Genomic DNA, 22,289 nt, shown 5'->3' on the forward strand with positions numbered 1-22,289 from the left:
TGCAAAATTACTCAAAAAACAGATTAAGATTAAATGGTAATAAAAATCCGCTCCCTATGGGAACGGATTTTAAATAATTAAAATAGTTTCATTAGTCTTTAAACTCCTTTAAAACAGCTTGGTTGGGCAATTGTTCAAAACCCATATTGTAAAGGGTAAAGCCATAAATATCTGCGTATTGCTCTATAGTCTTGCTTACTGGGGTACCTGCGCCATGGCCTGCATTGGTCTCAATGCGGATTAAGGTAGGATTGTCCCCGCTTTGTTTTTCCTGTAATTCCGCTGCAAATTTAAAGCTATGTGCAGGGACCACCCTATCATCGTGGTCACCGGTTGTGACCAAGGTGGCCGGATAAGAGGTCCCTTTTTTAACATTGTGCACGGGGGAATACCCTTTGAGGTATTCAAACATTTCCTTATCATCTTCTGAAGTGCCATAATCATAGGCCCATCCGGCACCGGAAGTAAAGGTGTGATAGCGCAACATGTCGAGGACTCCAACTGCTGGCAAGGCTACTTTCATTAGATCTGGACGCTGGGTCATGGTGGCCCCTACCAGTAAACCGCCATTGGATCCGCCCCTTATCGCCAAATACTCTGAAGAGGTGTATTTGTTTTCAATAAGATATTCAGCGGCAGCAATAAAATCATCAAAAACATTTTGTTTTTTGGTTTTGATACCTGCATCATGCCATTTTTTACCATATTCCCCTCCACCGCGCAGGTTGGGAACAGCATAAACGCCTCCTTGCTCCATCCAAACAGCATTGACAATGCTGAAAGAAGGGGTGAGGCTCACATTAAATCCGCCATAACCATATAAAATGGTCGGGTTCTTTCCATTGAGTTCCAATCCCTTTTTATAGGTGATGATCATAGGAACTTTGGTTCCATCCTTAGAGTTATAAAATACCTGCTTGGATTCATAGTCGTTGGGATTAAAATCGATTTCTGGTTTCCAGTATTGTTCATATTCCCCTGTTTCAACATTGTACTTATAGGATGATCCGGGCGTATTGTAATTGGTAAAGGAAAAGTAAAACTCCTTGTCTTCTTTTTTGCCGCCAAAACCACTTGCACTTCCCAAACCTGGTAGTTTTACTTCACGGATCATTTTCCCATTGTAGTCGTATTGATACACTTTGGAAATGGCATCTACCATATATTCCGCGAAGAAATAGCCGCCTCCAGTGCTCGGGCTAAGAACGTTTTCAGCTTCTGGGATAAAATCTTTCCAATTTTTGGGCATTGGGTTTGATGCATCCACTGTCACAATCTTTTGGTTGGGCGCATCCATATTGGTCATGATATACAATTTGGATCCCACATTTTCGATGACATAGCTGTCAGTGTCCGTGTTGTCCAACACCGTACTAATTTTACTGTTGGGCTTTGTAAGATCCTTCATCAACAATTTATTGCCCGAAGTAGAGGTCCTTGGATAAATGAACAAATAGTGTTGATCCTCTGTCACGCTTCCGCTAACATATCTGTGTTTTTCTTCGGGAGTCCCCCCATAAATTAACAGGTCATTTTTTTGTGGGGTTCCCAACTTATGGTAATAAAGTTTGTGCTGGTCGGTTTTTGCCGAGAGTTCACTACCCTTGGGTTTATCATAACTGGAATAGTAGAACCCTTCATTTCCTTTCCAAGAGACTCCGCTAAATTTGATGTCTACAAGAGTGTCCTCAACTATTTCCTTCGTCACGGCATTCATGACAATTACCTTTCGCCAATCACTACCCCCTTCGGAGATGGAATAAGCGGCCAAAGAGCCGTCCTTTGTAAAATTTAAGCCGGCTAAAGAGGTGGTGCCATCTTCAGAAAAGGTATTGGGATCTAAGAATATCTCGGCCTCCCCTTCTCCTTTTTTACGGTATACCACATATTGGTTCTGGAGGCCGTCATTTTTATAGAAATAGGTATAATCGCCCTCATTGAACGGGGAACCCAGTTTTTCATAGTTCCATAATTTTTCCAATCGATTTTTTAGATCTTGACGGAAAGGAATTTTTTCTAAATATCCAAAAGTGGCCGTATTCTGGGCTTTCACCCATTCTTCTGTTTCAGAACTTCTGTCGTCCTCCAACCAACGGTAGGGATCTTGAACTTCAGTACCAAAATAGGTGTTGACGGTGTCTACTTTTTTAGTGGTGGGATAATTCACGGAAATTTTTTCTTTTTTAGGAGTGGTTTCGCAGGCTACAAAAAGAGATGCGGTCGCGAGTAATAAAAATGTTTTTTTCATAATCTTTCATTTGCTTGGTCAGCTAAAAATACCAATAAATAACTTTTAGGCTGAAGCATTATAATGGTTTTAACAATTTTTCCGTGTGCTGTCAAGAATTTAGATGTATTCCAGGTATTATGGGAATCGACCAAGAGGTTGTAGAAGTTTAAAGATTGGGAATTTTGCGAATCTTGTTTAAACGAAATGGTGTTCTTCTTAAACCTTTCAACAATTTTGTTAAAAAATGTTAAATAGTTACTAAAAAATATATATTTTTAGAAAAAACCAATAACCAAATTCATTATGAAGAAACGTATTTTAAAGGGCGCTGCCTTAGGTTTTACCTTGGCATTAGTAATCACTTCTTGTTCCAACCAGGAAGATCAATTCATTGAAATTGAAAATGGGCAACTGGAAACCGAAGAACTAACAGTGTCCCAGTCGAGCCAGACTATTGAAGGCAGTTATATTATTGTCTTCAACCAAAAAGTAACAGGTGATATTGGGGCTAAATTTGGGAACGATCAGAAAGCTGCCCGCCTTGCGGTACAATCAGCGGCCGAGAAAATGTTTGCCGAAAACAAAGTGGGCACATTTGAAATCAGTAACAGTTATAGTAAGGTATTCAATGGGGTGGCTACCAAACTTAGCGGTGATGATGTGGCTCGACTAAAAACAGATAAGAGAATTGCGTATATAGAAAAGGACCAGATGGTCACCTTGGCCCCGCCTCCGGGCAAAGGCCCAGGGAACGGTGGAGGAGGATCTGCTGCACAGGAAACACCATGGGGTATTACTAGGGTAAATGGCGTTGCGGGCTATACCGGCAATGGCGTTGCCTGGGTCATAGATACAGGGATAGATCTGGACCATCCCGATTTAATTGTTGATGCTTCAAGAGGATATAACGCCTTTTCTTCAGGTAAAGACGGTAGGTCATTGGATGATGGGAACGGACATGGATCCCATGTTGCTGGTACTATCGCCGCAATCAATAACGATATAGGAGTAATTGGTGTCGCTCCTGGGGCCACAGTGATCCCAATTAAAGTATTGGATAGTAGGGGCAGTGGCTCTTATTCCGGGGTTATCGCAGGTATAGATCATGTAGCGGCAAAAGGTGGAAATGGTGACGTGGCAAACTTGAGTTTGGGCGGACCGGTTTCCCAAGCGGTAGATGATGCAGTATTCGCGGCCCAAACTTCGGGTGTGATATTTGTTCTAGCGGCTGGTAACGATGGAGATGATGCTAACAACCATTCCCCAGCAAGGGTAAATGGGAATAGTATTTATACCATTTCAGCTATGAGTAGCAACAATGATGCTTGGGCAAGTTTTTCTAACTATGGAAACCCTCCTGTAGATTACTGTGCGCCAGGAGTGGCAGTTAAGTCTACTTGGAAAGATGGTGGTTACAATACCATCAGTGGTACTTCTATGGCTGCGCCACATGCTGCTGGGGTATTGTTATTGGGTGGTGCTAGGGCCTCTGGAACCGTAAACGGTGATCCTGATGGCAATCCGGATGCAATTATTTCGCATTAAATAATAGTTCATAAAGACAGAAAAAGGGGGGCATTTGCCCCCCTTTTTTTATATTGTCAACATTTGTATTTGAAATATTTAAATTAACCCATTTTCAATAAGGTACTCACCAATTTGGATGGCATTGGTAGCAGCTCCCTTTCTAAGGTTATCGGCAACAATCCACATGTTCAAGGAATTGCGTTGGGTCTCATCCCTTCGGATACGGCCAACAAAAACATCGTCTTTTCCATGGGCATAAATGGGCATGGGATAGGTGTTGGTGTCTGTGTTGTCCTGCACTACAACTCCTGGGGTTTCACTCAGTATTTTCCTGATTTCCGATAGTTCAAAATCATTTTCAAATTCCACGTTCACAGATTCAGAATGTCCACCTGCAGTGGGTATTCTTACTGCCGTGGCTGTCACAGAAAAAGATTTGTCGTTAAATATTTTTTGGGGTTCCCTGGCCAATTTCATTTCTTCTTTGGTATAGCCGTTCTCCAAGAATACATCACAATGGGGAAGGGCATTTCTTCCTATGGGATAAGGATAAGCCATTTCACCTTGTATTCCTGCTATTTCATTTTCCAATTGCTGTACTGCTTTTAACCCAGTGCCTGAGACAGATTGGTAGGTAGAAACAACTACCCTTTTCATTTTGTATTTTTTGTGCAAAGGCGCCAAAACCATGACCATTTGTATGGTAGAACAATTGGGATTGGCAATTATTTTATCTTCCTTGGTCAATTCATGGGCATTTATTTCGGGCACTATCAATTTCTTGGTAGGATCCATGCGCCATGCAGAGGAGTTATCAATGACCGTAGTACCGACCTCTGCGAATTTTGGGGCCCATTCCAAGGAGGTATCCCCTCCCGCTGAAAATATGGCAATGTCCGGCTTTGCCGTAACTGCATCGCTCAACCCTATAATGGTATAATCCTTTCCGTTAAAGGCCAGTTTTTTGCCTACAGATCTTTCAGAGGCTACCAATAATAATTCAGTTATAGGAAAACTGCGTTCTTTTAGAACATTGAGCATTACTTCCCCAACCATACCGGTGGCACCAACAACAGCTACTTTCATTGTCTATAATTTTTATGGGGCAAATGTACTTAAACTAAAAGAGTGCACAATTATTATAAAGAAGATTAATCAAAATATAACAAAAAGTTATGTTTATAACAAACGTAAATACATGGTATGCATTCCTTGCCATTTTTCAATGATATTGGGAACCTCCAGTTTGAAGCTGCCTGAAATTTGAAAATTATTTTTTTGATAAAACTGAAGGGATTGTTTTTGGGTGTCCATGGCTTCCAACCACAAAAGGGAACTTTGGTGCGCTTTACTCTGTTCAATGGTCCAATCCAATAAAAGTTGGCCAATACCAAGTCCGTGAACCTCTGGATCCAAATAAATCCGGTGCAACTTGGTTGCAGCCTCCCCAGGAAAGTCCATACATTCTTTATCGAACTGAATTCTAAGGATTCCTATACTATTGGTTTTGTAATAAATAAAATAATAAACCGATCCTTTTTCGGCCAGCTCTTGCTCTAAGTTGGTAATGCTGTAATTTTTTTCAAAATAAAACGCACCGTTGTCCGTCCATAAATGGCGGTACACCGGAAGGTAAATTTTCCTAGCTAATTCCAATAATTCCCTTTGATCTTCCAGATGGATAGGCTTGAGGGCGACTTCTTTTGAAACTTGGATCATAAATAATGGCGAAAGTTGCAAAAATAGAATTTAAAAAAATAACCACCTAGAGCGTCTGCGAAACGCCTTAGGTGGCTTTAGTTAAACTACGGTAGTGTAGCGGTACATCCAATATCCTTTATAGGGCATAGATGTATATTTTAATTATTTTTTAGCTAGCAAATCCCTTATTTCCATCAGCAATTGTTCCTGACTTGGTCCTGCAGGTTTTGCTGGTGCCGCTGCTTCTTCTTTCTTTTTGGTATTCTCATAGGCCTTTAAGAAAAGGTAAATGAACAAGCCCACAATAACAAAATTGATCAAGGCCTGTACTAAATTCCCATAGGTCATAACCGCTGCGCCAGCCTCTTGTGCAGCAGCCAAGCTCTCATAGGTTTCCCCGTCCAGGGCAATAAATTTTTGAGTGAAATCGGTTCCTCCTGTAATTATTCCAACAACGGGCATAAGTATGTCGTTTACTGCGGAATTAACAATTTTACTAAATGCACCGCCAATTACAACTGCTGTTGCCAAACTTACGATGTCCCCTTTCATTAGAAAGGATTTGAAATCTTTAAAAAAGCCCATTTAATTTATAGTTTTTTGGTTATTAGAAAAGAAAGATAGTAAAAAAAGGAATTATTTTAAAAAATTATGATTGATCGATATATATACGTTTTACACGTTGTGATATTCCAGTAAGGAGCTCATAAGAAATAGTATTGGCTCTATTTGCCATTTTTTCAGCGGAGACCTGTGGTCCAAAAATAATAACCTCGTCACCTTCCCTACAATCAATTCCAGTAGCGTCTACCATAATCATATCCATGCAAACATTCCCTATAATAGGAGCCATTTTGCCATTGATAAGGACCTGACCTTTTCCCTTTCCATAAGGTCTACCTATGCCATCAGCATGTCCGAGAGGTAAGGTGGCAGTAACTTTTTTAGAACCTACTTTAAAGGCTCTATTATAGCCTACACTTTCATTGGCTTCCAAAACATGTAGTTGTGAAATGATGGTTTTCAAGGTCGCAATAGGACGAAGTTCTGCATCAACTCTGGCCTCATTTCCATAGCCATAAAGTCCAATTCCACTGCGCACCATATCAAATTGGGCTTCTGGGTAATTGATAATCCCAGAGGTATTCAAAATATGGCATTTGGGTCGGTATCCTAATCGTTCTTCAACTTCCAAGATAATTTCCTTAAACGTATTGATCTGCCCCGTGGTAAATTCTCGCTCATTCTTGTCCTCTGTTGCGGCCAAATGGGAAAAAATGGAGACTACTTTAACTTCCTTTCTAGGGATCAACTTTTCTAGTAGCTGGGGGACTTGATCTTTTTTAAAACCCAAACGGTTAAGACCAGTGTTAAATTTCAGATGGATTGGATAGTCTTTTTGGCCATGCCTTTTGGCAGTGTCCAAAAATGTGCTCAGAATATGTTCGGAATAGATGCTCGGTTCCAAACATCGTTCAATAATCAAATCAAACCCAGAAGGAAGGGGGTGCAATACCAAAATGGGGGATTTTATTCCGGCATCTCGTAATACCACTCCTTCCTTGGCGTAGGCCACGGCAAAATAATCAACTCCCAAGCTTTCCAGCTTCTGTGCCACCCTTACCGAGTCATTGCCATAGGCAAAAGCTTTGACGACACCCAGAAATTTGGTGGAAGGTTTAATTTTGGACCTTAGGTATTGGTAGTTGTGTTCTAGGGCGCTGAGGTCTATTTCTAGGACCGTTTCTGTAGCTTTAGGCATCCGACCTTTTTTTATCCTGCTTTATTTCTTCTTCTTCCTTAACCTCTATATTCCGAATCCTTTCCTTCAGCATAGCCTTAAAGTAGGCGGCCCTGCTCAAAGGTTCATACTCATCCGTTTCCCCAAGAAGAACCAATTTGTCATTTGTAGATTTCCTGAAACTATAATTGGCTAAGTTTCCGGTTCTGGTACAGATAGCATGTACTTTGGTCACATATTCTGCGGTTGCCATTAAAGCCGGCATGGGTCCAAAAGGGTTTCCTTTGAAGTCCATATCCAATCCGGCAACCAATACCCGTACTCCTCTATTGGCCAAATCGTTACATACCGATACAATTTCATCATCAAAAAACTGGGCCTCGTCAATACCGACCACATCGCACCCATCGGCCAAAAGTCGAATGTTTGCTGCGGCCGGCACCGGAGTAGATCTTATTTCGTTGGCATCGTGTGAGACCACCATATCCTCGTGGTATCGGGTATCCACAATGGGTTTAAAGATCTCTACTTTTTGTTTTGCGAATTGCGCGCGCTTAAGCCTCCTGATCAGTTCCTCGGTCTTGCCTGAGAACATGGAGCCGCAGATAACTTCTATCCAGCCGAATTGTTCTTTGTGGTTAACAGTATTTTCGAGAAACATTTTGTAATTTTAGACGAAAGTAATGTGTTTTTCGTTCCTATTTTATAGAACCATAAAATTATTAAAAAATTACGCCTTTGAGGTTAGTTGCCAAAAAAAGTTGTAGATAAGCGTAAAACGCTTTATTATAGGGTTGATAAACAAGGATTTATTCAGGTGTTCACGGATATTAAAAAAAGAAAGATGAAAAAAAAACTTAAAGAAGAATTGGTTCGCATATCCACAGATATTATTACCTCTAGGGACTTGAACAATATTTCCGATATGTATGAAGCAGCTAGGGGATTGTATGAAAAATTGGCGGTTCTCAAATTCATAGATGAGAGGTTAACCGATGTAGAAGTAGATGTTTCAAAAAATGCCATTGCTGCAAAATTTGAGAAAATGGCCACCGCTGTTATGGAAGCAAATTCCAAAGTCCCGGAAAGCAACCCACATCAGGAAGATATAATCATCCCGGGGATAGACACCATTAAGGACATGGTTTCTGAAATGCCCAACGGAAAAGGGATAGATGAGGTTTTGGCAGAATTTATGGCACAGCCCAACTACGCCAAGAATGATAAGGAGCTATTTGAGCCACAAAAAAAGGAACAGCCAATTCCAGAATTTACTGCTCCCGTACAGCCAACTGCCCAAGGTAAAACAGCAAAAGAGATCAAGGTAGATCTCAATGACCGTTTGGCATTTGTAAAGCATTTGTTTAACGGCAGTACAGAAGACTATAATAGGGTAATATCCCAATTAAATACCATTGCTTCAGAAGAGCGGTCCATAGCCTTTATAGTCAACATGGTAAAGCCAGATTATAATAATTGGGAAGGGAAAGAGGAATATGCCGCGCGATTTATGGGATTGATCGAGCGCAGGTTTTCATAAAAAATAGTGAATATCATTAAATACCGCAGCCGAAAATTGGGTTAACAATTTTCGGCTGCCTATTTTTGAGCCTTTACACGACCACATGGGTAAATTATTTATAGTTCCTACGCCAATTGGCAATTTGGAAGACATTACACTTAGAGCGTTGAGAATCCTTAAAGAGGTAGATTTAATCTTGGCCGAGGACACCAGAACCAGTGGCAAATTACTACATCACTATTCCATAGGGACTCCAATGCAGAGCCATCACATGCACAATGAGCACAAAACGGTAGATGCCCTGGTAAAAAGGATGCAAGCAGGGGCATCCATGGCCCTTATTTCCGATGCCGGGACCCCGGCCATCTCGGATCCTGGATTTCTTTTGACAAGGGCCTGTGTGGAAAATGGGATTGAGGTAGATTGCCTTCCTGGGGCCACAGCCTTTGTTCCTGCATTGGTAAACAGTGGCCTTCCCAATGATAAATTTGTCTTTGAGGGCTTTCTGCCAGTGAAAAAAGGAAGACAGACCCGCTTATTATTGTTGGCAGAAGAAACCAGGACCATCATCTTTTATGAGTCACCCCATAAATTGATCAAAACCCTGACGAATATTGTGGAATATTTTGGAGCGGAGAGGCCTGTATCGGTTTCCAGGGAGCTTACAAAAATGTATGAAGAAACCGTCAGGGGAACAGCAACAGAAGTTTTGGCCCATTATACCAACAAGTCCCCAAAGGGAGAGATTGTAATCGTGGTCGGAGGGAAAAATTAGTGCCACAAAATTGAGAGGAATGTACTACATTGTGGGCAATGATAACACCCTGGCTCATTTCCTTGTTTACCGTTATAGCGGTTTATTTTCTTGATCGATGGGAAAATAAGCATATCAAATCCCTTTTTGATTGGGTCCCGGCCATCTTGCTGGCCTATGTCATTCCCGCCCTGATTTCGTTGATCCTCAATGCCGATTTCTCCCAGGGAACTATTCACAATTACAGCAAAGATTTTTTTATACCCCTCGCCATTATAGCGGTCATGAGCAGTCTGTCCCTAGGGCAATTAAAGTCCATCGGGTGGAAACCTATTGTGCTGTTCGTTTCGGGATCTTTGATCATAGCAACACTCCCCGTGCTTTTGATAGTGGGATTTTCTGAGACGAATTTAATTACCGACACCTTGGTTCAAGAAGGATACTGGAAAGGTATTCCACCTATTGTAGGTAGTTGGATCGGAGGAAGTACCAGTCAGTTGGTATTAAAGGAATTGGTTGAATGTCCTGAAAATATTTTCCTATCCGTATTGGTCATGGATACTGTTTTGGTGAATATTTGGACCATTCTGATGTTCCAGTGCATTAAAAAAAGCAGGTATTTAAATACCTTGTTCAAAATTTCAGACATTGCCCTTCCTGAAACGATCAGGACCGAAGAAAGGAAGGTTTTGTCACCTATTTGGTGCGGGTGTTTGATGCTTATATTTGTGGTCCTCTGTAATTGGTTGTTTTCCCTTTTTGTGGTTAAGATAGTGGTGCTCTCCGTTTTGGGGCTGCTATTGGGCAATGTATTGCCGTCCTGGAATTTTAGATTTGCATTAAGGGCTGGTGGGGTTCTTATTTTGGTGGTAATGGCCATCCTTGGCCTTAAATTACAAATTAAGACCCTTGGGTTTGACACCCAGTTCCTCGGATTTTTGGTGGTTTGGTTATTGGGTCATTTTGTGTTCATGATGGGCCTTTCAAAGGCGTTGAACCTAAACATGGCATGGGTTCCTATTGCCAGTATGGCCAATGTAGGCGGCATTGCCACGGCCCCGGCAGTCACTGCGGCCTATAATAAAAAATGGATGCCCCACGCCATAGTTCTGGCCATTCTCAGCATGGCAACCGGTACTTTTTGGGGGATGCTGACGATTTTTTTACTGGAATTCTTGGTTCAATAAGCTTTCAAGGCGAGGCTGATTTTCATAATTCGATCACATTTGCAGGTCTACAAATTCAAAGGTGCTCCCACTAAATAATCCTTTGTCCGATAATTTGAGATCGGGAATTACAAGTAGGGCCATAAAAGATAAGGTCATAAAGGGCGCCTTTAAAGTGCAGCCCAATATTTTGGACATTCCATCTATGTCCTGGTACAACCTTCCCGTTTCCCAACCATCCTTATCGCTCATAATCCCAGCCACCGGCAAGGCCAGACTCTTTTCGTCATCAGGTCCTATGGCGCAAATACCGCCTCGGTTTTTTATAATGAGATTAACAGCCTTACAAATCTCTTCATCCGTAGTGCCCACCACAATAATGTTATGGGAATCATGGGCCACAGAGCTGGCGAGAGCTCCTTTTTTAAGACCAAAATTTTTGATAAAGCCAATGGCAGGGGGTTTGTTGCTGTAACGGTTAACTACGGCCATTTTTAAAATATCTGCGGAAGTGTTGGACACCAAGTTGCCATTTTGAATCAGACTTTCTGCCTTAATCTCTTTGGTGATGAGTTCCCCGTCCAAAGCCTCTATGACACGGATATGACCCCCAATGGGCTTGAGGAAAAAGTCCTCTGTAGTTTTGGGTTCTACCTTAAAATTATTTGGAGTTTCAAAGGGGATAGCCGCTATTTTGGAACGGCCGTTTTCTGCAACCAATTCTCCATCGATATATGTTTGTACTACGTTAAAATCCTTTAGATCATCCACTACAATAAAATCGGCGGCATCACCCTCTTTGAGCAGTCCAACATTCATATTATAGTGTTTGGCCGGGTTGATGCAAGCTACTTGAAGCACTTTAAAGATATCGATTCCCTTGGCCACGGCCCGTGCACAGAGTTCGTTAATATGGCCCAAGATCAGATCATCGGGGTGTTTGTCATCCGAACAGAACATCATTTTATTAAAATGCTCGGGGAGTAAGGGGATGAGGGCTTCAAAGTTTTTGGCAGCACTTCCTTCCCTGATGATCACTTTCATGCCCAATTCCAGTTTTTCTTGTGCCTCCTCCTTTGTAAAGCATTCATGGTCCGTGGTAATGCCCGCAGCACAATATTTTTTAGCCTCTTCCCCACGAAGTCCCGGGGCATGACCGTCTACCGGTTTGTTGTAATGCTTCGCCCAGGCAATTTTCTTGTAGACCTCCTGATCATTGTACAACACCCCAGGGTAATTCATCATTTCGGCTAAATAATAAATGTCTGGCGATGCCAAAAGCTCTTTTATTCCCTCCGAGTCTATAATGGCCCCCGCAGTTTCAAAAGAAGTTGCCGGCACACAGGAAGGGGCTCCGAAATGAAATTTCAAAGGTGACTTTTTGCCGTTAGCAATCATAAATTGCACCCCTTCCGCTCCCAATACATTGGCAATTTCGTGGGGATCGGAGACCGTTGCCACCGTGCCATGGCATACCGCTAGCCTCGCAAATTCTGAAGGCACCAACATAGAACTTTCTATATGGATATGGGCATCTATAAAGCCTGGTAGGATATAGTTTTTGTGATCGTGTTCCTTTTTTTCAATGGAAAGGATCTTTCCGTTATCAATGGTAACCTCTGCGGGAAAGATACTTTTCTTCTCTATAGAGACTACTTGGCCCAGTATTTTTTTCATCTAAATGTGTTTCCCTTTTTCCCATCCGTGTTTCCCGAGGTATTGGTTGCCACCCTCCACAGCCCCCTCTTCTATGGTAGTTCCCATGGAATCGTTCCATCTGTTGAGATACCCGAAAAGGGATATTACGCCCAACATTTCAACAATTTCTCCTTCGTTCCAGTAGGTGTACAAACGCTTTTTTATCTCTTCGTCCACTGCATTGGGAACTTGGGATGCCAACAAGGAAAAATCCAAGGCGGCCCTTTCAGCTTCCGAAAATGAGGGATGGGTGCGATATTCCCAAATATTATCCAACTGTTCCTGTTCGGCCCCATAGCGTTCTGCGGCCCTTATGGCATGGGCTTGGCAATAGCGACATCCTGTGGCATTACTGCTCACCCAGGCAATCATTCTTTTTAAGGCAGAAGTTACCCTCCCTTCGTTGGCCATTACCGCTTTGTTCAAGTTTATGAATGCCTTTGAAATAGCCGGTCTGTGTTGCATGGTCAATACCGAATTTGGGCAGAATCCCAAGGTCTCGTTAAAGAACTTTGCGAGTTCTTCGGTTTCGTTATCATGGGATGGGTCTAAGGGCGTGACTAATGGCATATTTGTATATTTATGTTGTATTTTTGAATCCTACAAGTAACAAAAAAATAAGATCATGACAAATCATATTTCTACCAAATGGCTTGGTAATATGGCCTTTGAAAGCACTAATCCATCAGGGATGAATCTTCTTATAGATGCCGGACCAGAGAATGGTGGGGAGGGAAAAGGATATAGACCCAAAGCCCTTATGTTATCGGCATTGGCTGGATGTTCCGGGCTGGATATTGCTTCTATGATAAAGAAAATGAAATTGGAGGTAGATGAGTTTCATATGGAAACCATAGCCAACCTGACCGACGAGGATCCCAAATTTTATGACAAGGTAACCCTAGAATACCATTTTCATGGCAGTAATTTGTCGGAACATAAATTACAAAGGGCAATTGATTTGTCCATTGAGAAATACTGTGGGGTCATGGAGATGTTCAGAAAGTTCGCCGAACTGGAAATCAAGCCAATATTTCACCATAAATAGTCCCTTTTAGCACTATTGCCAATCTTTTAAACCTCAACTAAAAATCCATACCAATACTATGCGCTGGACGCTAAAACCGAAACCGGAAGAACAAAAAGTGATGGCGTTTGCCAACGAACTTAAAGTTGATCCTTTGGTGGCATTTTTATTGTTACAACGTGGTATTGATTCTTTTGAAGCTGCAAAAACTTTTTTCAGGCCTGAGCTGACCCAATTGCACGATCCTTTTTTAATGAAGGATATGGATTTGGCAGTGGAGCGTATTGAGCGGGCCATTGTTGAAGGGGAGAATATCTTGGTCTTCGGGGATTATGATGTGGATGGAACCACTGCGGTTGCCTTGGTATCGTCCTATTTATTACAATACTACCCCAACGTTGCGACCTATATTCCAGATAGATATGGGGAGGGATATGGGGTTTCTTATGCTGGAATAGATTTTGCGGAAGACAATGGGTTTACGTTGATCATTGCCCTGGATTGTGGGATCAAAGCCATAGACAAGGTGGCGTATGCCAAAGAAAAGGGTATAGATTTTATCATATGCGACCATCACCGACCGGGAGAGTCATTACCCAAAGCTGTGGCTGTTTTAGATCCAAAGAGGAATGATTGTAACTACCCCTATGATGAACTATGTGGCTGTGGGGTAGGATTTAAGCTGATACAGGCACTTGGATCGAGAAAAGGGGAAACCATTGAAGATGTGATACCCTTTTTGGATCTTGTTGCTACGGCCATTGGGGCAGATATTGTTCCGATAACAGGGGAGAATAGGGTTTTGGCCTATTTTGGGATGCAGGTAATCAATTCCAGTCCTAGGGCTGGTTTTAAGGCGATTATGCAACAGGCCAAAAAACAAGAATTTACCATTACTGATGTAGTTTTTATCATCGCCCCCCGTATCAATGCAGCGGGAAGGATGGAACATGGGCAACATGCGGTGAATTTGTTGAAGGAAACGGATTTTTCCCAGGCAGAAAAATTGGCAGCGGCGATTGAGAAATATAATGCCGACAGACGGGAACTGGATCAGGAAATTACACAAGAGGCTCTATTGCAGATCCAAACAAATAAGGAGGAAGAGCACTATACCTCTGTGGTCTATAAGGATACTTGGCACAAGGGGGTTATTGGTATTGTGGCATCCAGACTCACCGAAACCTATTATAGGCCAACCCTGGTCTTTACAAAAAGCGGGAACAAACTAGCGGCTTCCGCAAGGTCCGTAAAGGGGTTTGATGTGTACAATGCCCTTGAAGGTTGTGCCGACTGCATTGAACAGTTTGGCGGTCATAAATACGCAGCCGGACTTACACTTTTGGAAGAGCAGTACGCGGCCTTTAAAGCGAAGTTTGAAAAAGTGGTATCGGAAACCATTGACATCAACTTACTGACCCCAGAAATAGTGATAGATGCCCAAATTGACCTCGCTGATATTTCCCCAAAATTGATGCGGATATTGAAACAATTTGCCCCATTTGGACCAGGAAATCTATCTCCCGTTTTTATGACCGATAATTTAAAGGATACAGGCTATGCTAAAGGGGTGGGACAAGATGAAAAACATCTTAAACTTACCGCCACGCAATATGGCAACGGTCCTATTGGAGGTATTGGTTTTAATTTAGGGGATAAATTACAGATAGTGGCCAATCAGCAATCCTTTAGTGCGGTGTATTCTTTGGACGAAAATGAATGGCAGGGCAATGTCAGCCTACAATTGAAGCTCAGGGACTTGCATTAGAAAAAATCACTGCTAGTTATGGAAAATAAATTTTTAATAACTAAAGGTTATTAAAAAAAATGAAGAAAAGTAGAAAAAAGTGAACCTGGACACTCCTGTCCAGGTCCTGAAATTAAACTAACTCAAACTTAAACGAACACATTTTTTAATTATTCCTGCGTTGAAGATTACGCTTAGTGGAATACTTACTTTTTAGAGGGTTTTGTCCTCTAAAAAACACCATAAAGTGTTTTACTTATGTTGTTTAAATAAACTTACCCAAATATACGTTATTTTTAATAAATCTAAATAAGGTTTAATATAATTATAACATTTTCAAGGTGTTAGAATAGATTTTTTATGAATCGCTGCTTCTAACAATACCTAATTGTAGATTAAAGGCTGTATTAAGGAAGACAATACGAGTGTTGATTAAGAAAGATTGGAGAGGAAAAATGATTATTTCTCTATGGTTTGTAGGTTTCCAAGGTTAGGGTGTTTCCGTCAAAAACGCCATAGGTAAAATAATTTATCCAATCTCCTAGGTTTACATAGGTAGCTTTGTCGTTCAGGGCAATGGTCAATGGAAGGTGCCTGTGTCCAAAAACAAAATAATCGTAATGGTCCTGTTCCAGTTTTCTTTTGGCATATTGCACCAGCCATTCTTTGTCCTCTCCCAAGAATTTGGCATCATCGTCTCCTGAAATGAGCTTGTTCTTAACGGAGAGATATTTTCCCAATTTCACCCCCAAATCTGGATGGAGCCAATTGAAGAACCATTTGGATACGGGATTGGTAAACACCTTTTTCATCCTCTTAAAACCTTTGTCATCCGGACCCAGACCGTCCCCATGGCCTATAAAAAAGATGGTGTCATTTAGTTTAAATTGTTGTGGCTTGTGAAAAACAGGAATGTTCAATTCTTCCTCAAAATAGCCATGCATCCAAAGATCATGATTTCCCACAAAAAAGTAAACGGGAATACCGGCATCGGTAAGCTCTGCCAATTTCCCCAGCGTACGGGTATAACCTTTAGGAACAACGGTCTTGTATTCGAACCAAAAATCGAACAGGTCGCCCAATAAAAAAATCGCAGCGGCATCTTGTTTAATATGGTCTAACCAGGCGACAAACTTTTTTTCTCTAGGTCGACTTTCTTCCATAGTAGGAGCCCCCAAATGGTTGTCACTTGCGAAATAAACTTTTTTCCCTTTGGCAACCGTTATCTTCTCCATAAGGTAAAATTAAAGGTTGTCACTGGCATACCATTCTGCAAATGAAGAATCGGTTTCTTGTAATTTTAAGGAATGTAGAAGTATGTTTTCCGGCAGGCGCAGCTTTATTTTGTCAGCAAAATCCAAAACCATATTCTCACTGGTAGGCTGATATTCCGCCAAAATAACATTATGTCCCCTTTCCATGAGTTCCTTGGCCAATTCTAAATGGGGAGTATTCTTGTTAAATACGGTGGCATGGTCAAACTGATCCACAATCTCCTCCTTTACAATATTCTTTAAATCAGTGAAGTCAATGACCATTCCCAATTTAACGTGTGAGGTGTCCGTTATGGGCTTCCCAATGACCGTAACAGATAATTTATAACTATGACCATGAACATTTCTGCACTTGCCATCATAGCCGAAAAGAGCGTGGCCTGTTTCGAAACTGAATTGCTTGGTGATTCTGATATTGCCCATATTGTTTATTTGCACTACAAAAGTATGGATTCTTGTAAAACCAAACCATCTAGTTGTGCATCAAAACAAATTTCCTTCATAATAATTAATCCAAATGATACTTCCATGAAGAACAAAATAGTTGTTCTTTGTCCTTATTGGGGGCTTTTGTGAATTGATTTTGGGCCAGTATTTTTAATTGCAGGTTAGAATCATAAATAAATTACATTTGCGGGCTTTTTTAGAAAACTGGATATGGAACTTTTTGAACAACTGGAATTTAAGGAAATCCCTCTTTATGAAGGGGTCATTAATGACCTCCTTTCACAGAAGTACAGCATTGTGGACGATTTCTTTTCTCCAGATGAGATCTTGACCTTGAGAAACAGCCTACTTCTTAAATATGAAGAAGACCAGTTTAAGAAAGCGGCCATTGGGAGCAAAACCAACGAATTGATCGTAAGGTCCATTCGGGGTGATTTTATTCTTTGGATGGACGAAAAAGCCCAGGAAGAGGCAGAAAAACTGTTCTTCTCCAAAATAAACGAATTTGCCAACTATCTGAACAAAACCTGTTTTTTGGGCATCCTTCATAAAGAGTTTCATTATGCACTCTATCCGGAAGGTACCTTCTATAAGCGTCATTTGGATACCTTTCAAAACGATGATAGGCGCAAATTATCAATCGCCCTGTACCTGAACGAACCCAATTGGCAACCCGAACATGGAGGGGAGTTGGCCATTTACCTAACAGAGGGTGCCCAAGAAAACACCATAGAAATACTACCCAAACAAGGGCGTATGGTCATTTTTGAAAGCCAGGAACTGGAGCATGAGGTAAAAACGGCAAATAAGAACCGGTTGAGTATCACCGGATGGTTAAAGACGAGGTAGTTTTTATCTCTTGAACCTTTTTTGGTTTCTGACCCTGTTGACGAAATAAACCACTACTAGAATTAGGGCCAGGATTGGGAAAATGAAATTTCCGTTTAAAAATGATAATATATCCATGCTGTTGAATATGTATAAAGTTTGTTATTGTTTTTTAAGGAAAAGTGCTACTACGGCCGAGGTTACCACACCCATGGTTAAGGCACCAAAAGTACCTTGTACCATGTAACTTTTAAGATTGAAATAATTCTTAGCTCCTTCTTCAGTCATTTTACCAGTCTCCACCATGTAGTTGATGATATTGGGAAAATAGTTTGGGGCTATCCATGTGTTGCCAATATATTGAATCAATGGGGTCAATATGGCCACCACAATACTGATGATGATGCCACTTATAAAACCTTGTTTCCAAGACATTTTGCCTCCTAAATCCTTCTTTCTTTTCTCTTTGAGTGCCAAGACAAAGATGACAATGGCCACAAGGGCAAATAAATTGGTGTAGATGACTTGTTGGGCAATCAGCTCATCGTGCCATCCCATAGCTTTCTCAAAATATAGCCAGACCAAGCTAGATATGGCAAAAATGACTCCCCATTTGATCTCTGTACTGTACTTTTTCATAGATGGAATTCTGATGTAAATGTAAAATTTATTTCTTGAATTTATCCAATGCCTGTTTGGTGAAATCGGAGAGTACTAATTTCCCCGAAAGCTCTGCTCTTTCCGATAATAGGGAATCCCAATGTCCTGTTCCTTCCCATAGGATACTCTTCATATCCTCTAAGGCCTGTGGGTTATACGAGGCCAACTTTGTGGTGAATAGGTCCATTTCTTCGTCCATTTCTTTGCTGTTTTCAAAAACCTTGGCAAAGAGTCCCTTTTCTTTTCCCCAATAGGCATTCTTCCATTCTGTAGGTGCCAGGGACAGTTCCGCCAGTCCGGAATTCCCTATTTTTCGTTCTACGGCAGGGGCAATGACAAAAGGACCAATACCAATGGTGAGTTCAGATAGTCTAATTGAGGCGTCTTCAACGGCAAAGGCATAATCACAGGCAGCGATGAGTCCAACCCCACCTCCCACGGCCTTGCCCTGTACGCGGCCAACTATCAATTTCTTGCAGGTACGCATGGCATTGATGACATTGGCAAACCCACTAAAAAAAGCCTTTCCCTCTTCCAAATTGGAGACCGCCACCAACTCATCAAACGAAGCACCTGCACAAAAGGCACGATCTCCTTCTGATTTAAGGACGATTAGGGAAACTTCTTCCTTTTCTGATAATTCTTTCAGTTCATCGGCTAGTCTTGCCAACAGTTCGGCTGCAAAGGAATTGCTCGCTGGATGACCGAATTCTACAGTGGCAATTCGGTTCTCGATGGAAGTGTACAAACTCCCATTTGTTCTGGTTGTACCCATATTCATCAGATTGTAAGTTTCAAAATTAAGCGTTTTGCAAGAGGGGGCGAAATTTCCTCCTGAATTTCCAAACGAGGGCACCACCACGTATCGCCATCCACAGGACAAAGGCTATCCATATACCACTAAAGCCCCATCCAAAATATTTGCTTAAAAAAAGGACGGGGATAAACCCAAGAAAGGTGGCGGACAACAACACATTTCTCAAATATTTCATCTCTCCCATTCCCTTGAACATGCCGTCCAAAACAAAGGCCACGGTATTTACGGGCAGACTGAGAATCAGGATGTAAAAAACACCGTAAAAAGTGTTCAAAACGATGGTCTCATTAGAGAAAATTCGCCCTACTGGATAATAAAATATAAAAGCAAGTACTATCAATACCGCACTTACGGCCATCCCATATAGGGTGATTTTTTTTGCCAATTTCCAAAGGCCGTCGTAATCTTTGGCGCCCAACAGTTTCCCTCCCATAATATTCCCAGCGGCTCCATAACCATCAATAAAAAATGAAGAAAAGAGCCATAGGTTGATCGCTATGGTGTGGGCGCCGATATAACGGTCCCCCAATGCTGTTGCCTCCCGTACGGCCAATATCAAAGCCGCATTTAAGGCCAATGCCCGCACAAATAAATTCAGGCTCATGACCACTAATTTCCCTAGTTCTGGATGTAACGGAAAACGGAGCTTAAGACTTATATCGGTTTTGACAATCAGGAATATAAAGGTCATAAGCGCCATAACACCTTGGGATATTAAACTGGCATAGGCTGCCCCCTCCAAATACATAGGAGTGATGAGACCTTCCACCCCATAGACCAGTAAAAAGTCCAAAAATATGTTCAGCACCGCTCCGGTAATAGCTATAAGCATGGTCCAATAGGTATTTTGGAGGCCTCTAAAAATTCCAAAAACGGCAAATGTAAAGAGGGTCAAGGGAAAGCCCCATACCCTGATGGCGTAGTATTTTACACAGTAATCCAAAATCTTTCCCGTGGCATTCAACAGTTGAAAAATATCTTCGATTACAAAAATGGTGGATAATAAGATGATGATACTCAAGGCAATATTCAGAAAAATGGCCTGGGCAGGAAGGGTTTTAACTTCTTCCAGCCTGCCTGCACCCAAATATTGTGAAATAATTGCGGAAATGGCGCTTCTGGTTTGTCCAAGGACCCAGATCAACATGGATAGAAAGGAGCCCACGATACCTGCTGCGGCAAGGGATTCTAATCCGTCCACGGGAATATTTCCAACAATTGCAGTATCCGTAATAGATAAAATGGGTTCTGCTATTCCTGCAATCGTTGCGGGAATGGCCAATTTGTTAATGGTCTTAAAATTGACGGCTGTTTTCAAATATAAGGGGATTAAAGTACCATTTCATAGCAGTGAAAATGGTCATCACTTTGTTCGGGGAAATAAATATCACCTAGTTTTTGATAGCCTCTAGTTTCATAAAAAAGCTGATTGCGTTTGTTCTGGCTAAAGGTGTCCAAGCGTATGGAGGCATATTTTTTTGCCCTGGCGTAATTTTCGGCAAAATTCATTAACTCTTGGGCGTACCCTTTTTTTTGGTGTTGCGGATGTACTGCCAATCTGTGGATATATAAATTGTTATCGGATGGTGTCAACCATTTGACTGGTGCGTATTCCGCGTCCATATGGGTAGAAATTACGATGGTTCCTACAAGTTTTCCTTCCACTTCCATAACATAAAGCTCATTTCTCTTAATGTCATTTTCGAAGATACCAATAGTAGGATAGGAAGAGCTCCATTGTAAAATATTGTTTTTGATCAATTGCGCCGCACAGGCTTCTGTGATTGCAATTATGTCGGTCAATTCTCCTAACTTTGCGGTTCGGATCATGTATAGGTTTTATTTTAGTTGTAAATTTAACCTATAAAATTTTAAAACCTTATTATGAAAAATATTTTGGTTCCAATAGGGACTTCTCCGGAAGCCCACGAAACATTGCAATACGCTGTTGATTTTGCTTCTGAATTTTCCTCTCAGGTTTTTGTGATGGAAGTATTTAATGTTAAGGGGACCGGTGCCGGCACATTGGCTAACCTTCAAGAGAAAGTGGCCGAAAGTAGTAAGGAACGATTAATGGAGGTCATAAATAAGGTTGATGCAAAAAAGGTTGAGATAAAAATTGCCACCTATAATGGAGATTTGGTAGACGGATTGATATCTATCGACAGTGAATTGGGCATCGATTTGATCATTATTTCACCAAGAAGCAATGATATTAAAGAGGAATTGTATTTGGGCCATACCTCTGGAAGGGTAGTAAAAAGAACAGATATTCCAACACTAATTGTACCCAAAGGGACCGTTTTTAAACCTTTTAAAACAATTTTGACCGCTTTTAAATCTGGTGTGTTAAAAAGAAAAAGGATTCTGGATCCTTTAATGGATATCCAAAAAAAGTTTGCCTCAAAAGTGAACCTATTAATGGTGAAAACACCTGGGTATTCCGATGATGATCTAAAGATCAATACGGCACTGATGGACATAAGCTCCCAACTTACGTTGACAGAAAATTCTTCTACCTATTTAGGGGTTTTGGAGCATTTTAGATCGCAGCATCCAGATTTACTCTGTGTATTTAGGAGAAAACGTGGTTTTTTTAAGAATTTATGGGAAAAGAACACAATTCTAAAGTCGGAATTTTTCGCTCCAGTACCGGTTTTGGTACTAAGTGTGAAAAAAGATTAAGACAGGTTGTTTTTTGTTGGGGTTGCATTTTGATTCCATGTGAAAATGTATTTTCTTTGCCGCAGCCAAAAAGGGGGATTAGCTCAGCTGGCTAGAGCGCTTGCCTGGCAGGCAAGAGGTCACCGGTTCGACTCCGGTATTCTCCACCAGTAACCAAAGGGCTTCAAGAGTTTTTGACTTTTGAAGCTTTTTTCATTTGCACGCAATTTGCACGCAAAATATGTTTAAAATTAACTTTGATATTCTTTGATCCAAATTGGATCCATATGACGCTTCTTCTCTCTTAACAGAATATTTTTTTAAAAAGTTTCATTTCCTTGATCTACTTTTAATTTTCAATATTAGATTGGGGAATTTAAGTCACAAATAGGTCAATTAACGATAAGATTTAAAAAGTCGTAAGATTTGACTCCTATGGAAATCTTTACTTCTGGTTATAAACCGTATAATATATTGGCCGTTTTA

General features: G+C 41.2%; 22 protein-coding genes and 1 tRNA gene. 9 read left to right on the forward strand and 14 right to left on the reverse strand.

Annotation, left to right across the window (positions count from 1 at the left end):
* Positions 1 to 91 precede the first annotated feature (91 nt).
* The gene (locus SB49_RS12515) at positions 92 to 2,248 is read right to left on the reverse strand and encodes a prolyl oligopeptidase family serine peptidase (protein WP_062057087.1); all 2,157 of its coding nucleotides are present in this window, start codon (positions 2,246 to 2,248) and stop codon (positions 92 to 94) included.
* A 285-nt stretch (positions 2,249 to 2,533) separates the two neighbouring features.
* On the opposite strand from SB49_RS12515, the gene SB49_RS12520 reads away from it, so the two are divergent.
* Entirely contained in the window at positions 2,534 to 3,775 is a 1,242-nt protein-coding gene (locus SB49_RS12520) for a S8 family peptidase (protein ID WP_062057089.1), read from the forward strand.
* A 78-nt stretch (positions 3,776 to 3,853) separates the two neighbouring features.
* Here the strand turns inward: SB49_RS12520 and SB49_RS12525 are convergent, their stop codons facing one another.
* The 5 genes from SB49_RS12525 to SB49_RS12545 form a co-directional block, all read right to left on the reverse strand.
* Positions 3,854 to 4,843, reverse strand: a complete 990-nt coding sequence (locus tag SB49_RS12525) for an aspartate-semialdehyde dehydrogenase (RefSeq protein ID WP_062057091.1) — start codon at positions 4,841 to 4,843, stop codon at positions 3,854 to 3,856.
* 93 nt (positions 4,844 to 4,936) lie between these two features.
* Complete coding sequence (locus tag SB49_RS12530) at positions 4,937 to 5,476, reverse strand: GNAT family N-acetyltransferase (RefSeq protein WP_062057093.1); 540 nt, start codon at positions 5,474 to 5,476, stop codon at positions 4,937 to 4,939.
* A 144-nt stretch (positions 5,477 to 5,620) separates the two neighbouring features.
* On the reverse strand, positions 5,621 to 6,043 hold the full coding sequence (mscL, locus tag SB49_RS12535; RefSeq protein ID WP_062057095.1) for a large conductance mechanosensitive channel protein MscL: 423 nt from the start codon (positions 6,041 to 6,043) through the stop codon (positions 5,621 to 5,623).
* 64 nt (positions 6,044 to 6,107) lie between these two features.
* Entirely contained in the window at positions 6,108 to 7,220 is a 1,113-nt protein-coding gene (gene alr, locus SB49_RS12540; RefSeq protein ID WP_062057097.1) for an alanine racemase, read from the reverse strand.
* Positions 7,213 to 7,860, reverse strand: a complete 648-nt coding sequence (locus SB49_RS12545; protein WP_062057099.1) for a thymidine kinase — start codon at positions 7,858 to 7,860, stop codon at positions 7,213 to 7,215. Before SB49_RS12545 ends, alr begins: the two co-directional genes overlap by 8 nt.
* A 183-nt stretch (positions 7,861 to 8,043) precedes the next feature.
* On the opposite strand from SB49_RS12545, the gene SB49_RS12550 reads away from it, so the two are divergent.
* The 3 genes from SB49_RS12550 to SB49_RS12560 all read left to right on the forward strand — a co-directional run bounded on the left by SB49_RS12550 (position 8,044) and on the right by SB49_RS12560 (position 10,662).
* Positions 8,044 to 8,739 carry a hypothetical protein gene (locus SB49_RS12550; protein ID WP_062059191.1) on the forward strand — a complete coding sequence of 232 codons (696 nt, stop codon included), beginning with the start codon at positions 8,044 to 8,046 and terminating at the stop codon, positions 8,737 to 8,739.
* Positions 8,740 to 8,824: 85 nt separating this feature from the next.
* Complete coding sequence (rsmI, locus tag SB49_RS12555; RefSeq protein WP_062057101.1) at positions 8,825 to 9,496, forward strand: 16S rRNA (cytidine(1402)-2'-O)-methyltransferase; 672 nt, start codon at positions 8,825 to 8,827, stop codon at positions 9,494 to 9,496.
* Positions 9,497 to 9,534: 38 nt separating this feature from the next.
* Complete coding sequence (locus tag SB49_RS12560; RefSeq protein WP_062057103.1) at positions 9,535 to 10,662, forward strand: DUF819 family protein; 1,128 nt, start codon at positions 9,535 to 9,537, stop codon at positions 10,660 to 10,662.
* Between the two features lie 33 nt (positions 10,663 to 10,695).
* Here SB49_RS12560 and ade read toward each other — a convergent pair whose 3' ends face one another.
* Both ade and SB49_RS12570 read right to left on the reverse strand, forming a co-directional pair.
* Complete coding sequence (gene ade / locus SB49_RS12565) at positions 10,696 to 12,318, reverse strand: adenine deaminase (protein WP_062057106.1); 1,623 nt, start codon at positions 12,316 to 12,318, stop codon at positions 10,696 to 10,698.
* Complete coding sequence (locus SB49_RS12570; RefSeq protein WP_062057108.1) at positions 12,319 to 12,909, reverse strand: carboxymuconolactone decarboxylase family protein; 591 nt, start codon at positions 12,907 to 12,909, stop codon at positions 12,319 to 12,321.
* Between the two features lie 55 nt (positions 12,910 to 12,964).
* Here SB49_RS12570 and SB49_RS12575 point away from each other — a divergent pair, with 55 nt between their 5' ends.
* The gene (locus tag SB49_RS12575; protein WP_062057110.1) at positions 12,965 to 13,387 is read left to right on the forward strand and encodes an OsmC family protein; all 423 of its coding nucleotides are present in this window, start codon (positions 12,965 to 12,967) and stop codon (positions 13,385 to 13,387) included.
* A 58-nt stretch (positions 13,388 to 13,445) separates the two neighbouring features.
* On the forward strand, positions 13,446 to 15,134 hold the full coding sequence (gene recJ / locus SB49_RS12580; RefSeq protein WP_062057112.1) for a single-stranded-DNA-specific exonuclease RecJ: 1,689 nt from the start codon (positions 13,446 to 13,448) through the stop codon (positions 15,132 to 15,134).
* 446 nt (positions 15,135 to 15,580) lie between these two features.
* On the opposite strand, the gene SB49_RS12585 is transcribed toward recJ, so the two are convergent.
* Both SB49_RS12585 and SB49_RS12590 read right to left on the reverse strand, forming a co-directional pair.
* Positions 15,581 to 16,348, reverse strand: coding sequence for a UDP-2,3-diacylglucosamine diphosphatase (locus SB49_RS12585; RefSeq protein WP_200960637.1), 768 nt, complete (start codon positions 16,346 to 16,348; stop codon positions 15,581 to 15,583).
* Between the two features lie 9 nt (positions 16,349 to 16,357).
* Positions 16,358 to 16,810 (reverse strand): 6-pyruvoyl trahydropterin synthase family protein, encoded by a 453-nt coding sequence (locus tag SB49_RS12590; RefSeq protein ID WP_062057114.1) that lies wholly within the window; start codon positions 16,808 to 16,810, stop codon positions 16,358 to 16,360.
* Positions 16,811 to 17,044: 234 nt separating this feature from the next.
* Between SB49_RS12590 and SB49_RS12595 the strand changes: the two genes are divergently transcribed.
* Positions 17,045 to 17,683, forward strand: coding sequence for a 2OG-Fe(II) oxygenase (locus tag SB49_RS12595; protein ID WP_062057116.1), 639 nt, complete (start codon positions 17,045 to 17,047; stop codon positions 17,681 to 17,683).
* Between the two features lie 141 nt (positions 17,684 to 17,824).
* Here the strand turns inward: SB49_RS12595 and SB49_RS12600 are convergent, their stop codons facing one another.
* The 4 genes from SB49_RS12600 to SB49_RS12615 are packed head-to-tail and all read right to left on the reverse strand — an operon-like array spanning position 17,825 to position 20,969.
* Positions 17,825 to 18,301 carry a DUF4199 domain-containing protein gene (locus SB49_RS12600; RefSeq protein WP_062057118.1) on the reverse strand — a complete coding sequence of 159 codons (477 nt, stop codon included), beginning with the start codon at positions 18,299 to 18,301 and terminating at the stop codon, positions 17,825 to 17,827.
* Between the two features lie 28 nt (positions 18,302 to 18,329).
* Entirely contained in the window at positions 18,330 to 19,097 is a 768-nt protein-coding gene (locus tag SB49_RS12605) for an enoyl-CoA hydratase/isomerase family protein (protein ID WP_062059198.1), read from the reverse strand.
* Positions 19,098 to 19,122: 25 nt separating this feature from the next.
* On the reverse strand, positions 19,123 to 20,457 hold the full coding sequence (locus tag SB49_RS12610) for an MATE family efflux transporter (RefSeq protein WP_062057120.1): 1,335 nt from the start codon (positions 20,455 to 20,457) through the stop codon (positions 19,123 to 19,125).
* 11 nt (positions 20,458 to 20,468) lie between these two features.
* Complete coding sequence (locus SB49_RS12615) at positions 20,469 to 20,969, reverse strand: GNAT family N-acetyltransferase (protein WP_062057122.1); 501 nt, start codon at positions 20,967 to 20,969, stop codon at positions 20,469 to 20,471.
* A gap of 54 nt (positions 20,970 to 21,023) precedes the next feature.
* On the opposite strand from SB49_RS12615, the gene SB49_RS12620 reads away from it, so the two are divergent.
* Both SB49_RS12620 and SB49_RS12625 read left to right on the forward strand, forming a co-directional pair.
* Positions 21,024 to 21,824 (forward strand): universal stress protein, encoded by an 801-nt coding sequence (locus SB49_RS12620; protein WP_062057124.1) that lies wholly within the window; start codon positions 21,024 to 21,026, stop codon positions 21,822 to 21,824.
* A gap of 72 nt (positions 21,825 to 21,896) precedes the next feature.
* A tRNA-Ala gene (locus SB49_RS12625) sits at positions 21,897 to 21,973 on the forward strand.
* Positions 21,974 to 22,289 lie beyond the last annotated feature (316 nt).

The sequence above is a fragment of the Sediminicola sp. YIK13 genome, from assembly GCF_001430825.1.
Classification (GTDB): Bacteria; Bacteroidota; Bacteroidia; order Flavobacteriales; family Flavobacteriaceae; genus Sediminicola.